Source organism: Paraburkholderia monticola (genome assembly GCF_001580545.1).
GTDB classification, from domain to species: Bacteria; Pseudomonadota; Gammaproteobacteria; order Burkholderiales; family Burkholderiaceae; genus Paraburkholderia; species Paraburkholderia monticola.
This window is the reverse complement of the sequence record NZ_LRBG01000004.1, coordinates 60,548-74,750: the sequence shown is the minus strand read 5'-3', so window position 1 is coordinate 74,750 and position 14,203 is coordinate 60,548. Positions and strand designations below refer to the sequence as shown.

Here is a 14,203-nt window from a genome sequence, read left to right as displayed (position 1 = left end):
TCGCGCGGGTTTGCGCAGGCCTGCTTGCAGGTCTGCGTGCAGGTCTGCATCAGCCCGCCCGACGCTCCGACGCTCCGACGTTCGGCACGCAGCAGCCGGCCTTTGCGCCGGCGGCTGCGTGCCGCGTCCCTGTGCGCGCCCAGCGGCGCTCCTGCTCCTCCTTACACCGGACTAAAGCTTTGTCGTTGCGGATCCGATAACCAAATTACAGGTCGGCGACCGGCGCGGTGACGCGCCGCGCGGCCACGCCACGACTAAACCGCAGTCAGTATCAGAGGAGGAGCGCCGATGTTTTCCCCGGGCCACGCTGGAGCCAACGCCTATGCGCGTGTCGGCATCGAGACATCCGTGATGGGCGCGAGTCCGCATCGTCTGATCGTGTTGCTGTATCAGGGCGCGCGGCAGGCGATCGCGCAAAGCCGCCTGCATTTGCAGCAGGGCAATGTGGCCGAGCGTGGCATGGCAATCAGCAAGGCGATCCGGATCATCGAAAGCGGGCTGCAGCAGTCGCTCAACCTGGAAGTGGGCGGCGAAATCGCGGGACGGCTCAACGCGTTGTACAGCTATATGGCGCGTCGGTTGTTGCAAGCAAATATCAATCAGAGCGAGGCGATGCTCGTGGAAGTGGACGGACTGCTCGCGACGCTCGAAGAGGCATGGATCGGGATTGCCCCGGAGGTCGCGCGGATGGCAGCCCAGCCAGCCGCGGAAAGCCTGAGATGACATCGAACGCAGAATATTTTGCCCGCTATGAAGCGGTCGCCTCGCTGTCCTGCCGCATGCTGATGGCGGCCCGGCGTGCGCTGTGGAACGACCTGGTCGACCTGCAGGAGGAGTACCGGCAGCTGGTCGAAGCGCTGCGGGAAGCCGACGTGGGCGTCAAGCTCGACGAGGCTGAACGCCTGCGCAAATACGCGCTGATCCGCCAGATCCTCGCCGACGATGCCGCGATCCGCGACCTCGCGAATCCGCGCATGGCGCATCTGTCGGCGCTGTTCGCCGGCCGGCCGACGCGTGTGCTGAAGGAGCTGTACGGAGCACGCTGAGTGTGGGCGCGTGCATCTGAGCTGGCGCCGCGCCGCGCGCGTCTGAAGGATCGGAGCAATCAGAGCATCGCGCGGGTTGCCGCCGATGCGACCAAGGAACCGGCATGAACGGAATCGATACGGCCCTCGCTTCAGTGCTGTCGAGCCGGATCGACAGCCTGCTCAGCATCGCGCCGGGAACCTCGACCACCTCGCAGACTGGCGCCGCCGGCGTCGATACCGCGGCTACCGCGGCGCCCCTGAACGCGACGCCCGCGCCGCAGCCGTCCGCGCAAACCGCGCTGTCGGCCGTCGCGCTGACACTGAATGCGATCGCCCGCTCAGGCGGCGATGCGACACCCGCCGTGCTCGGCCGCGCGCCGATCTGGGCGGCCGCGCCGGCGCTCGACGTCGCCGTCGCCGCCGAGAGCTTGCCGCTCATCGATGCGGCGGATGCCGCAGCGGGCAATGCCGCTGCCGCCAATTCCTCCGCTGCTCCCAATACCAATCCCAACGCTGCTGCCAACGTCACCGCGAGCGTGGCGGCGACCGAAGTGCCGGTCGCGGCGCTCGCGGCCGCGCTCGAACAAACGGTCGCCGACAGCGGCCTGTTCTACGAGGCCCATCTCGCCGCCTGGCTGATCGGTCAGCGCGCGCCGGCCGAGCTGGCGAACGAGGCGCAGAACCAGCTCGTTGCACAGTCGCAATTGCCGCTTGACTGGGGCACCGACGATGGCGCCGCGAACGCGTGGTCCGCTTCGGCGAACGCCGCACCGGACGGCGCGCCGCGCGGCGCACCGAACGGCCAGGCGGCTGGCACGCCTAACGCTGCCGAGAACAATCCCGCCGCGCACGCGATGCCGTCGATCCTGACTGCGCAGGCCGCGCGCCTCGTCGCGGGCGAACTGCTGGCCAACTCGGTATCCGATCTGAACGGCCAGCCCACGCACGCGGGGCTGCACAGCGGGGCGCCGCAGGCGGGCGAGGCCGGTTCGTCGCAGAGTGCGCAGGCGATGGCGGCGGCGGTGCATCCGGCGACCGTGCCGCTCGTGCGCCAGCAACTCGATCTGCTCGCGACCGGGCAGTTTCGCTGGACCGGTGAGGCGTGGCCAGGGGCGCGACTCGACTGGACGATCGAGCAGGACGGCGACGAATGGGACCGCAGCGGCGGCGGCCTCGCGAGCGAGGACGACCAGCCGTGGCGCACGCGCTTGACGCTGTCGCTGCCGACGCTCGGCACCGTCGACGCCGAACTGACGCTGACCGGCATGCGGCTCAGTGCGCGCGTGCAGGCGAGCCCGCGGGGCGCCGCCCGGCTCGCGACGCAGGGCGACGATTTCCGTCAGCGGCTGATGGCGGCGGGGATCGAGCTACAGGGATTGACGATCCGGGAGATCGGCGGCGGGGTGCCGGGTGCGGCCGCCGGTGGCTCGGCGGCGGGGGCGCAGGCGGCGTCGGCGTATGCGCGGTCGGCGGCAGCGGCTGTCACGGCGGCGGCGGCGTCGAGCACCGCGTCGCGCGACGACTTCGATTGGGACATCTGATGAGCCGCACCCATCGCCGCAGCGCGGCTGCACTCGTGTATGACGCTCATGGCGGCGAGCCCGCGCCGCGTGTTGTCGCGAAGGGGTATGGGCTGCTCGCCGAGATGATCGTGCAGCGCGCGAAGGAAGCGGGGCTGTATGTGCACGAGGCGCCCGAGATGGTGTCGCTGCTGATGCAGGTCGATCTGGATGCGCGGATTCCACCGCAGCTGTATCAGGCTGTCGCCGAGTTGTTGGCGTGGTTGCATCGGCTGGAGGCTCGGGCGGATGCCGAGCCGGGCGATGGCGCTGGCGCGCGGGATGTGGTTGATGTTGTGGCCACTGACGTGCGGGAGTAGGGGTACCCTTTGGGCAGGGTGGTGCCTTTTTTTGTTGGTGTTCTTGGGGTGTTGGCCTTTCCTTGTTGTCTTGTCGGTCTATTAGCGTTGCCCCTGTGCGGGGCGGCACCTACTTTCTTTGCTGCTGCAAAGAAAGTAGGCAAAGAAGACAGCTCAAACCGCTAACTCTTAAGCGGGTCCCCTGGCTTGGCAGGGGTAGTGGTGCATCTGGAATCTGTGTCTTCGCACATTCCGCCTTGGTGACAAAGCCGTCATCCGCACCCACTCCGCACTGCGTGCGTCGCGGACGGGTCTGCCAGGCAAACCGACGGTTTTGGAAGGACACTTCGGCGCGCGTAGCGCCGCCGGAAGAATGACGGCTTTGTCACTACCGTCGAATGTGCGGGAGCACGGATTCCAGATGCACCACTGCCGTGTGCGTACCGAGGTGCCCACTTATGAGCTGGCGGTTTGAGCTGTCTTCTTTGCCTACTTTCTTTGCAGCAGCAAAGAAAGTAGGTGCCGCCCCGCACAGGGGCAACGCTAATAGACCGATAAGACAACAAGGAAAGGCCAACACCGCCAGAACAACGACAGAAAAGGCACCCCCGGCCCCAAGGGCTAATTCAGAACCTCATCATCAACTTCAACAGCGCGTTCACGCGCGCACCATACGGCGGCGAAATCAACCCGCGCGCATTCAAGCGCGCCTGCATCAGCACGGGCTTCATCTTGGAAAAAGTAACGAACCCCTCATACCCGTGGTACGCCCCCATCCCACTCGCCCCAACCCCGCCGAACGGCAAACTCTCACACGCCAGATGCATCAGCGTCTCGTTCACCGCCATCCCACCCGCAATCGTTTCGAGCGTGACACGCTCAACCGTCCGCGCATCGTCGGCATAAAGATAAAGCGCCAGCGGCCGCGGCCTCGCATTGATCCACGCGATCGCGTCATCGAGCGTGTCGTAAGGCACGAGCGGCAATAGCGGCCCAAAAATCTCTTCCTGCATCAGCGCGCATCCGTCCGGCGCGCCGGTCACGGCGACAAGCGGAAAGCGCCGGGTCGCGGCATCGGGCGTCGCGTCGGTCAGCGGATGCAACTCCGCGCCAGCGGCCTTCGCTTCGTCGGCCAGCCGTTCGAGCCGCTCGAAGTGCCGCGCCGAAATAATCGACGTGTAGTCCGGGTTTTGCGCGAAGTCCGGATACATCCGCGCCATCCGCACACGCGCCCGTTCGATGAACGCTTGCTCCTTGCCGCGCGGCACCAGCACATAGTCGGGCGCGATGCAGGTCTGCCCCGCATTCAGCGTCTTGCCGGCGACCAGGTTGTCGACCGCGTTGTCGAATCGCGCATGCGCGCCGATCAGCGCCGGCGACTTGCCGCCGAGTTCGAGCGTGACCGGCGTCAGATGCTCGGCCGCCGCGCGCATCACTTCGTGGCCGACCTTCGTCGATCCGGTGAACAGCAGATGGTCGAACGGCTGCGCGCTGAACGCGGCGGCGAGCGCCGCATCGCCGTTGACGACCGCGACGTGATTACGCGCGAAGGTCTGGCCGATCAGCTGCTCGAATAGCGCCGAGGTGCGCGGTGTCAGCTCGGACATCTTGATGATGGCGCGATTGCCGGCCGTCAGCGCGCTGATCAACGGCCCGACCGCGAGCAGCACCGGATAATTCCACGGCACGATGATGCCGACCACGCCGAGCGGCTGCGGCACGACCTTCGCGCGCGCCGGCAGCAGCCACTTGTTGGTGCGACGGCGCTGCGCCTTCATCCATCGCTTCCCGTGACGCAGCGCGGCGTCGATTTCTTCCTTCACGAGCAGAAATTCGGCGAGCAGCACTTCTTCCTTCGCGCGGTTGCCGAAGTCCGCGTGCATCGCGTCGGCGAGTATGTCGCGATTGTCGAGCATCAGCTTGCGCAGCGCGCGCAGATGGGTCGCGCGCGTGTCCCATGACGGATACGGCGCGCGCAGGTACGCGTGACGTTGATCGCGCAGCAACGCTTCGAGCGCGGCGACCTCCGGCAGATCGTGCTTCATGTGAGTCCACTCCCAGATCGATGACGATGCGCGTCGAACGCGCTTATTGGTTTGAGCTGGCGTCGGTATTGCGCGCAGTGTGCGCCGCGTTTGCGTGGGCGCCGCGCTTAGGCGGCAAACGCGCGTTCGACGATCGCCGCGTGATCGAACGTGGCCGGCAGCGTGCCGTACACGCGACCGCTTTCCCCACAGCCGTCGGCGAGACGTGTCGCGATGAACGCATCGGCGACATCGGCCGGCGCGTGTTGCGCGAGCAGCGTCGCTTGCGCGATCAGCACGATCTGCTGCGCGATGCGGCGCGCCGATGCCTCGCGTTGCTCCGCCGGCCCGTTCAGCGCCGCTGCGAGCCGAGCGAGCGCCGCGCCCAACGCCGGATGCGCGCGCGCGACCTCTTGCCATGCGGCGAACAGGGCTTGCGCGGCTTGCGGCTCGCGCTCCATCGCGCGCAGCACGTCGAGGCACATCACATTGCCCGAGCCTTCCCAGATCGAGTTGACCGGCGCCTCGCGATAGAAGCGCGCCATCGGCCCGGTTTCGACGTAGCCGTTACCGCCCCAGACCTCCATCGCCTCGCCGGTGAATTCGAGTGCGCGTTTGCAGATCCAGTACTTCGCCGCCGGCGTCACGATGCGCCGCCAAGCGCGTTCGGCCGACGTCGCCGAGGACGCATCCGCGGAGTCCTCGAAGGCGCGCGCGAGACGCATGAACAGCACGGTCGCCGCCTCGGATTCGAGCGCGAGATCGGCGAGCACGTTGCGCATCAGCGGCTGCTCGGCGAGGTGTCGGCCGAACGCGCTGCGATGCCGCGCATGATGAATCGCCTGCACGAGCGCGGCGCGCATCAACGCGGCACTGCCGATCACGCAATCGAGCCGCGTGTAGTTCGCCATCTCGATGATGGTCGGCACGCCGCGTCCTTCATCGCCAATCATCACGCCGTATGCGTCGAGAAATTCGACTTCGCTGCTTGCGTTCGAGCGATTGCCGAGCTTGTCCTTCAGACGCTGGATCTGCACCGCGTTCTTGCTGCCGTCGGGCGCGAAGCGCGGCACGAAAAAGCACGACAGCCCCTCGTGCGTGTCGGTGCGCGCGAGCACCAGGTGCGCGTCGCACTGCGGCGCCGAGAAAAACCACTTATGACCGATGAGCCGGTAGGCGCCGCCGCGTCCGCCGGCGCCGTCGAGCGCATGCGCGCGGGTCTGGTTGCTGCGCACGTCCGAACCGCCCTGTTTCTCGGTCATGCCCATGCCGATCATGGCCGAGCGCTTCTGCGTGAGCGGCACGTCGCGCGCATCGTGCTCGCGCGTGTACAGCGGCTCGCGCAGCGTCGCGAACAGCGCGGGTTCGCGCTGCAACACCGGGATGCTCGCGAAGGTCATCGTCAGTGGACACAGGGAGCCCGATTCGATCTGCGCATGCATGAAGTAGCCGGCGCAGCGCGCGGCCATCGCGCCGCTTCGCGGATCGGAAAACGGCAGCGCGTGCAGCCCTTCGCGGCGTAGCAGCGTGAGCAACGCGTGCCACGCCGGATGAAACTCGAGCGCGTCGATGCGCTCGCCGCGCGGACTATGCGTGACCAGCTCCGGCGTGTGGCGATTGGCGAGCTCGGCGAGCACGAGCGTATCGGGCGTCGTGAGGGCCGCGCCGTGCCGCAGCAGCGCCTCGCGATGCCACTGCGCACCGTCGCGTTCGACGGCTGCGCAAAGCGCGACATCGCTCGCGAACAGGTTGTAGTCTGCGAGCGGCGGTGTCTGATTCGTCACCTCGTGAGTCTGACCGAAGCCGTGCCGTTCCATCTGCTGTCTCCGTGCTTTGTCTATTGTGCGCCGGTTTGCCGACGGCGTTCCGCGCTGCATGTCGAGGCGCTGTGTCGAGCGCCGCGCGTGCTGCCGCATGCGGGGAGGAGGGCGCGAATCGCGCCATGTTTGAATGCCGCGCGCGGCCCGCCGACGGCTGCTCGCGCGGGTCCTGCGCGCCTTTCATCATAGGGGCGCGAAGCCGCCGGCGTTTAGAGGAATCGCTCTGTCAGCAAGCCGCCGCAGGCCCGCAACGCTCCCTACAATGCGCAGAAAACACACGTAGACAAGTGTGCACGAGACAGGGTCCGCGAGCAACGCGGCCCACCTGGAGGAGCGCATGCAATATGACTACATCATCGTCGGTGCAGGCTCGGGCGGCTGTGCGCTCGCGAGCCGTCTCGCGGATCGCTGCCCCGATGCGAGCATCGCGCTGATCGAAGCCGGTCCGCACACCGAGCGCAATCTGCTGGTGAACATGCCGGTCGGTGTCGCGGCGGTGGTGCCGAACAAGCTGAAGACCAACTACGGCTATCTGACTACGCCGCAACCGGGTCTCGCCGGTCGCCGGGGTTATCAGCCACGGGGACGCGGCTTCGGCGGATCGAGCGCGATCAACGCGATGATCTACACGCGCGGTCATCCGCTCGATTACGACGAGTGGGCGCAGCTCGGTTGCGAGGGTTGGTCGTGGGCCGACGTGTTGCCGTATTTCCGCCGCGCCGAAGATAACCAGCGCGGCGCCGATGCGTGGCATGGCGAGGCGGGTCCGCTGACGGTGTCCGATCTGCGCTTCAGGAATCCGTTTTCGAAACGCTTCGTGCAGGCCGCGCTCGAAGCGGGCTACAAGGCGAACCACGATTTCAACGGCGCGGACCAGGAAGGCGTCGGCTTTTATCAGGTCACGCAACGCGATGGGCGTCGTTGCAGCGTCGCGCGCGCCTATATTTACGACCGGCCGCGCGCCAACCTGCACACGATCGCCGACGCGACCGTGCTGCGCGTCGTGTTCGACGGCAAGCGCGCGAGCGGCGTCGAGATCGTGCGCGGCGGCCGTACCGAAACGCTCGCGGCGCGCGCCGAGGTCGTGCTCGCCGCGGGCGCGTTCAATTCACCGCAACTATTGATGTGCTCGGGCATCGGGCCGGCCGCGCAGTTGCGCGCGCTCGGCATCGACGTGCTGCACGATGCGCCCGAAGTCGGCCAGAACCTGATCGATCACATCGACTTCACGATCAACAAGCGCACGAGATCGATCGAACCGACCGGCTTCTCGGTACGCGGCATCGCGCGGATGCTGCCGCAGTTCGTCACGTTCATGCGACACGGGCGCGGCATGCTGTCGAGCAACGTCGCCGAGGCGGGCGGTTTTCTGAAGAGCCGACCGACGCTCGAACGCCCCGATCTGCAACTGCACTTCTGCGCGGCGCTCGTCGACGATCACAACCGCCATCTGCATTGGGGCCACGGCTATTCGCTGCACGTATGCGTGCTGCGTCCGCATAGCCGCGGCAGCGTGACGCTCGCGAGCGCCGATGCGCGCGTCGCGCCGCTGATCGATCCGCGCTTTCTGAGCGACGCGCGCGATCTCGATCTGCTCGTCGACGGCGTGAAGATGGCGCGGCGCATTCTCGACGCGCCGTCGCTCGCGCTGCACGGTGGCCGAGAGCTGTACACGCGGCCCGGCCAGACGGATGCCGAACTGCGCCAGACGATCGCCGAGCACGCGGACACGATTTATCACCCGGTCGCGACCTGCCGGATGGGCGGCGACGCGCGCTCGGTCGTCGATCCGCAATTGCGGGTGCGCGGTGTGACGGGCTTGAGGATCGTCGATGCGTCGGTGATGCCGACCCTGATCGGCGGCAACACCAATTCGCCGACGGTGATGATCGGCGAACGGGCGGCGGCGTTGATCGCGGCGAGCCGGCGAGAGGGCGTGGGGATGTCGACGACGGTGACGCCACCGAGTGCGGACGACGCGCCGGCGCAGGCGGCGTGACGGAGGTTGGCTAAACGCGGGTTGCACGACGCCGCCCGCGTTTCACATCACTCGCCCGCGGCCGTCTTCGCTGCGTTCGGCGCCGTGATGCCGTTGAACCCGATCCCAGGTCCGATGATGAAATCGTCGCTGACGTGGGTCGGGATCGTTTCGCGCGCGACGTCGAGCCAGGCGCGCGCCGCGTGCGACAGATAGCCGTTGCGGCGCCAGCCGATCGCCATTTCCCACGGAATCTCCGGTTCGACGACCGGCCGGCACGTGAACTGCGCGGGATCGAGCCGCCGGCAATACGGCGCCGGCAGCAGCGCGATGCCGACGCCGGCCAGCACCAACGCCGCCATGAAGTCCCAATGCCCGCTGCGGCCGACGATCGCGGGCGCAAATCCCGCCGCGCGGCATGCGTTCAGCACGACGTCGTTCAACGCGAGGCTCTCGCCGTAGAACACGAACGGCTCGTTCGCAAGCTGCCCGAGCGGCACTTCGTTCAGCCCGTCCCAGCGTGAGCCGGTGCGCGCGACGAGCCATAGCAACTGGCGCGACATCGGCAGCACGTCGATGCTGTCGGGGTCGACGGGTAGCAGCACCCCGCCCAGTTCGAGTTCGCCGTCGATCAGCGCGGCTTCGATCGCGCGCGAACCCTGTTCGAACAGCTTCAGCTCGATCTTCGGATAGCGCTGGCGGAACGCGGCGATCGCCGGTGTGAAGAGTGCTCCGCCCATCGGCGGGATGCCGATCGTCAGCTCGCCGCGCCCGAGCGTGTCGAGATCGTTCAGCTCCGCCTGGAGCTGGGCATGGGCGGCGAGCACGTCCTGGCCGCGCTGATAGACGATCCGGCCGACGTCGGTGAGCACCATCTGGCGGCCGTCGCGCAGTAGTAGCGGTGAGCCGACCTCATCCTCGAGCGATTTGACCATCTTGCTGATGGTCGGCTGCGTGACGAACATCTGCTCGGCGGCGACGGTGAAGCTCTGCTGACGGACCACTTCGACGAAATAGCGCAGCGCGCGGAGTTCCATGATCGTGGTCTCCAGAATTCCATATTGGAATGACTTGAATGATTGTAAGTCATTTTGTTTATGATGCAGCGCACTTCATACTGAGTTCCCTCCGAGTCAGTCAGGGAACCCCATGTCCACGCCAGTTTTTGCCCGGTCGACGCCTTCCGCCGGCGGCGACGCAAACGGCAGCACGGGTGGCATCGGCCGTGTCGCACGCATCGCCGTGCAGAGCGCCGCGATCGCCGCGCTGTGGAGCGCCGCCGATTTCACCGTGCGGCGGCTGCATCTGCCGGTGCCGGGCGGTGTGGTCGGCCTCGTCGTGCTGCTCGCGCTGCTGTTCTGCGGCGGCATCGCGCCGCGCTGGGTCAAGGCCGGCGCGGACTGGCTGCTGTCCGACATGCTGCTGTTCTTCATCCCGGCCGCTGTCGCCGCCGTGCAATACGGCGGCCTGTTTCGCGCGGATGGCTGGCGCCTCGCGCTGGTCGTGATCGCCGGCACGCTGATGGTGATGGTCGCGGTGGCGTTCGCGGTCGATCAGGCCGCGCGCGTCGAACGGCGTCTGGCGCTGCACCGCGCGCGGGTCGCGCGCGACACACGTGGTCATTCGCGCGAGTGCCGATGAACCCCTCCCTTATTAAGTCGCTGCTGGCCGACGATGCCTCACGCCTGATCGCGGCGGGCTGCCTCGTGCTGACGATCGCGCTGTATTTCGCCTCGAAGGCGTTGCACGCGCGCGTGCGCTCGCCGTGGCTCACGCCGATGCTGACGGTGCCGGCGGCGCTCGTCGCGCTCGTCGTGCTCGCGCACATTCCGTATTCGCTCTATTTCGAGGACACGCGCTGGCTGATGTGGCTGCTCGGCCCCGCGACGGTCGCGTTCGCCGTGCCGATCTACGAGTACCGCGCACTGCTCGCGCGTCACTGGATCTCGCTGTCCGTCGGCGTGACGGTGGGCATTCTGGTCGGCGTCGGCGGCTCGCTGATGCTCGCGAAGCTGCTGCACCTGTCGCCGGAATTGCAGCGCAGCCTGATGACGCGCTCGGTGTCGACGCCGTTCGCGCTCGCCGTGTCCGACCGGATTCATGCGCCGAAGGATCTGACCGCGCTGTTCGTGATCGCAACGGGCGTCTGCGGCATGCTGTTCGGTGAGCTCGTGCTCGCGTTCGTGCCGCTGCGCACGCGGCTCGCGCGCGGCGCACTGTTCGGGGCGGCCGCGCACGGCGTCGGCACCGCGAAGGCTCGCGAACTCGGCAGCGAGGAGGGCGTCGTGTCCAGCCTGACGATGATGATCGCCGGCGTCGCGATGGTGCTGCTCGCGCCGTTGCTCGGGCTGCTGCCGATCTGAGCGGGGGTGCGCCGGCGCCGTCCCACGTGCGCCGAAGTCATCCCGATTTGCTACAATCGCCGTTCGTCTTCGAGGAGCGTTGCGACGGGTACCGCGAATCCGCATTCGCCGGCCGCCCGCCAGGCTCGAAGGCTTCAATTGGCAGCATGGAAGGCGCATCGTGCGTTTCCGATCGCTGCCTCGAACCGCGCTCACGTCACATTTCTAGTCAATTTCTTAGAAAGGAGGGCGTGATGAACGCCGCAGTTATCGATTCCCAGAAGCAGGATTACATTGTTGCCGACATGTCGCTCGCCGGCTGGGGCCGCAAGGAACTCACGATCGCCGAGACCGAAATGCCCGGCCTCATGCAAACGCGTGACGAATACAAGGCGCAGCAGCCGCTGAAGGGCGCGCGCATCGCAGGTTCGCTGCACATGACGATCCAGACCGGCGTGCTGATCGAGACGCTGACCGCGCTCGGAGCCGACGTGCGCTGGGCCTCGTGCAACATCTTCTCGACCCAGGACCACGCCGCTGCCGCGATCGCGCAAGCCGGCACGCCGGTATTCGCGTTCAAGGGCGAATCGCTCGACGAATACTGGGAGTTCTCGCACCGCATTTTCGAATGGCCGAACGGCGAGTTCGCCAACATGATCCTCGACGACGGCGGCGACGCGACGCTGCTGCTGATTCTCGGCTCGAAGGCCGAGAAGGACCGCTCGGTGATCGCCAAGCCGACCAACGAGGAAGAAGTCGCGCTGTACAAGTCGATTGCCGCGCATCTCGAGATCGACCCGACGTGGTACTCGAAGCGCCTCGCGCACATCCAGGGCGTCACGGAAGAAACCACGACCGGCGTGCATCGTCTGTACCAGATGGAAAAGGAAGGCCGCCTGCCGTTCCCGGCCATCAACGTCAACGACTCGGTCACGAAGTCGAAGTTCGACAACCTGTACGGCTGCCGTGAGTCGCTCGTCGACGGCATCAAGCGCGCGACCGACGTGATGATCGCGGGCAAGATCGCGGTCGTGGCCGGTTACGGCGACGTGGGCAAGGGCTGCGCGCAATCGCTGCGCGGTCTGGGCGCGACCGTGTGGGTCACCGAAATCGATCCGATCTGCGCGCTGCAGGCCGCGATGGAAGGCTACCGCGTCGTGACGATGGAATACGCGGCCGACAAGGCCGACATCTTCGTGACCGCGACCGGCAACTACCATGTGCTGAGCCACGACCACCTGAAGGCGATGCGTCATAACGCGATCGTCTGCAACATCGGCCACTTCGACTCGGAAATCGATGTCGCGTCGACCCGTCAGTACACGTGGGAAAACATCAAGCCGCAAGTCGACCACATCATTTTCCCGGACGGCAAGCGCGTGATCCTGCTGGCCGAAGGCCGCCTCGTGAACCTCGGCTGCGCGACGGGCCATCCGTCGTTCGTGATGTCGAACTCGTTCACGAACCAGACGCTCGCGCAGATCGAACTGTTCACGCAGGGCAAGAAGTACGAGAACAAGGTGTACGTGCTGCCGAAGCATCTCGACGAGAAGGTCGCGCGTCTGCATCTGGCGCGCATCGGTGCGAACCTGACCGTGCTGTCGGACGAGCAGGCCGGCTACATCGGCGTCGACAAGAACGGCCCGTTCAAGCCGAATCACTACCGCTACTAAGCACGCGGCCGCCCGCGGGGTCGATACCGGCTCGCGCGGGCGGAATTCAACGCTTGACGGTCTGATCACAGGGCGGCGCGCAATGCGCCGCTTTGTTCACCAGCGTCGTTTTTCGTTTGCTGGACATCTTCTCCGCACTGGTGCTTACAAGGAGCTCTACATGACCGTGCTGCTGACCTGGCTCATCAACGCGCTCGCGCTGCTGATCATCACCTACATCGTTCCGTCGATCCATATCCGCAGCTTCGGCACCGCGCTGATCGTCGCGATCGTGCTCGGCCTCATCAATGCGGTGCTGCGGCCGGTGCTGATCCTGCTGACGCTGCCCGTCACGATCCTCACGCTCGGACTCTTCATTCTGGTCGTCAATGCGCTGTGCTTCTGGCTGTGCGCGTCGCTGCTGAAGGGCTTCGAGGTGTCGGGCTTCTGGTCGGCGTTCTTCGGCTCGATCCTGTACAGCATCGTGTCGTGGCTGCTGTCCGCACTCATTTTCGGCAACCGCAGTTTAGGGGCTGCCTTCTGACTATGAATCCGATCGAACTCTCATTCGAATTCTTCCCGCCGAAAACGCAGGAAGGCGTCGACAAACTGCGCGCGACGCGCGCGCAACTCGTGCCGCTCAAGCCCAAGTTCGTGTCCGTCACGTTTGGCGCCGGCGGCTCGACGCAACAAGGCACGCTCGATACCGTCGTCGACATGGCGAAGGAAGGGCTCGAGGCGGCGCCGCATCTGTCGTGTGTCGGCTCGTCGAAGGAAAGCCTGCGTGCGATCCTCAACGAGTACCGGGCGCACGGCATCCGCCATATCGTCGCGCTGCGCGGCGATCTGCCCTCGGGCATGGGCGCGGTCGGCGAGCTGCGCTATGCGTCGGAGCTCGTCAGCTTCATCCGCGCCGAGTTCGGCGACTGGTTCTGGATCGAGGTGGCCGGCTACCCGGAATACCATCCGCAGGCGCGCTCGCCGCGTCACGATCTGGAGAACTTCGCGCGCAAGGTGAAGGCCGGCGCGAACTCGGCGATCACGCAGTACTTCTTCAACGCGGACGCGTATTTCCGTTTCGTCGACGATGCGCGCCAGCTCGGCGTCGACGTGCCGATCGTGCCCGGCATCATGCCGATCACGAACTTCTCGCAGCTGATGCGCTTCTCCGAAATGTGCGGCGCCGAAGTGCCGCGCTGGATCGCGCGCCGGCTCGAGAGCTTCGGTGACGACCGCGAGTCGATCCGCGAGTTCGGCCTCGACGTGGTGACGGATTTGTGTCAACGGCTCGTCGATGCAAAAGTGCCGGGCCTGCACTTCTATACGCTGAACGCCGCCGCGTCGACGAAGGCGATCTGCGAACGGCTCGGCGCGTAGCCGTCACGCCCGCCCAGCCGCGCGGCCGCAATGGCCGCGCGGCTTGTTCCAGTCTGGAATTTGTCTCATATTCGCGTCCAATAGCGTGGTAAGTCCCTGTTGAAGCACATTTTTGCGCTGTCTA

13 protein-coding genes and 1 riboswitch are annotated in these 14,203 nt (G+C 66.4%); of the genes, 10 read left to right on the top strand and 3 right to left on the bottom strand.

The features are described 5' to 3' along the window. Positions 1-288 precede the first annotated feature (288 nt). The 4 genes from fliS (at position 289) to CI15_RS05245 (ending at position 2,907) form a co-directional block, all read left to right on the top strand. A complete protein-coding gene (gene fliS / locus CI15_RS05260) occupies positions 289-723 on the top strand; it encodes a flagellar export chaperone FliS (protein ID WP_062125003.1) in 435 nt (144 codons plus the stop codon). After that, positions 720-1,046 carry a flagellar protein FliT gene (locus tag CI15_RS05255; protein ID WP_062125001.1) on the top strand — a complete coding sequence of 109 codons (327 nt, stop codon included), beginning with the start codon at positions 720-722 and terminating at the stop codon, positions 1,044-1,046. Before fliS ends, CI15_RS05255 begins: the two co-directional genes overlap by 4 nt. Positions 1,047-1,150: 104 nt before the next feature. Then, the gene (fliK, locus tag CI15_RS05250) at positions 1,151-2,569 is read left to right on the top strand and encodes a flagellar hook-length control protein FliK (RefSeq protein WP_062124999.1); all 1,419 of its coding nucleotides are present in this window, start codon (positions 1,151-1,153) and stop codon (positions 2,567-2,569) included. Next, the gene (locus tag CI15_RS05245; protein ID WP_062124997.1) at positions 2,569-2,907 is read left to right on the top strand and encodes an EscU/YscU/HrcU family type III secretion system export apparatus switch protein; all 339 of its coding nucleotides are present in this window, start codon (positions 2,569-2,571) and stop codon (positions 2,905-2,907) included. Before fliK ends, CI15_RS05245 begins: the two co-directional genes overlap by 1 nt. A 605-nt stretch (positions 2,908-3,512) precedes the next feature. Here the strand turns inward: CI15_RS05245 and CI15_RS05240 are convergent. Both CI15_RS05240 and CI15_RS05235 read right to left on the bottom strand, forming a co-directional pair. Beyond that, entirely contained in the window at positions 3,513-4,931 is a 1,419-nt protein-coding gene (locus CI15_RS05240; RefSeq protein WP_062124995.1) for a coniferyl aldehyde dehydrogenase, read from the bottom strand. A 107-nt stretch (positions 4,932-5,038) separates the two neighbouring features. Further along, a complete protein-coding gene (locus CI15_RS05235; protein ID WP_062124993.1) occupies positions 5,039-6,727 on the bottom strand; it encodes an isovaleryl-CoA dehydrogenase in 1,689 nt (562 codons plus the stop codon). 340 nt (positions 6,728-7,067) lie between these two features. On the opposite strand from CI15_RS05235, the gene CI15_RS05230 reads away from it, so the two are divergent. Continuing rightward, entirely contained in the window at positions 7,068-8,729 is a 1,662-nt protein-coding gene (locus CI15_RS05230; RefSeq protein WP_062124991.1) for a GMC family oxidoreductase, read from the top strand. A gap of 47 nt (positions 8,730-8,776) precedes the next feature. Here the strand turns inward: CI15_RS05230 and CI15_RS05225 are convergent, their stop codons facing one another. Further along, positions 8,777-9,745, bottom strand: coding sequence for a LysR family transcriptional regulator (locus tag CI15_RS05225; RefSeq protein ID WP_062124989.1), 969 nt, complete (start codon positions 9,743-9,745; stop codon positions 8,777-8,779). Between the two features lie 112 nt (positions 9,746-9,857). On the opposite strand from CI15_RS05225, the gene CI15_RS05220 reads away from it, so the two are divergent. The 5 genes from CI15_RS05220 (at position 9,858) to metF (ending at position 14,079) form a co-directional block, all read left to right on the top strand. Further along, the gene (locus CI15_RS05220; protein WP_062124988.1) at positions 9,858-10,349 is read left to right on the top strand and encodes a CidA/LrgA family protein; all 492 of its coding nucleotides are present in this window, start codon (positions 9,858-9,860) and stop codon (positions 10,347-10,349) included. Then, on the top strand, positions 10,346-11,071 hold the full coding sequence (locus CI15_RS05215; RefSeq protein ID WP_062124987.1) for an LrgB family protein: 726 nt from the start codon (positions 10,346-10,348) through the stop codon (positions 11,069-11,071). The genes CI15_RS05220 and CI15_RS05215 overlap by 4 nt, the downstream gene beginning before the upstream one ends. Positions 11,072-11,136: 65 nt before the next feature. Then, positions 11,137-11,271, top strand: a riboswitch (S-adenosyl-L-homocysteine riboswitch). 33 nt (positions 11,272-11,304) lie between these two features. Continuing rightward, positions 11,305-12,723, top strand: a complete 1,419-nt coding sequence (gene ahcY, locus CI15_RS05210; protein ID WP_062124986.1) for an adenosylhomocysteinase — start codon at positions 11,305-11,307, stop codon at positions 12,721-12,723. A 160-nt stretch (positions 12,724-12,883) separates the two neighbouring features. Beyond that, the gene (locus tag CI15_RS05205; protein ID WP_062124985.1) at positions 12,884-13,246 is read left to right on the top strand and encodes a phage holin family protein; all 363 of its coding nucleotides are present in this window, start codon (positions 12,884-12,886) and stop codon (positions 13,244-13,246) included. Between the two features lie 2 nt (positions 13,247-13,248). Next, complete coding sequence (gene metF, locus CI15_RS05200; protein WP_062124984.1) at positions 13,249-14,079, top strand: methylenetetrahydrofolate reductase [NAD(P)H]; 831 nt, start codon at positions 13,249-13,251, stop codon at positions 14,077-14,079. The last annotated feature ends 124 nt before the right edge of the window (positions 14,080-14,203 follow it).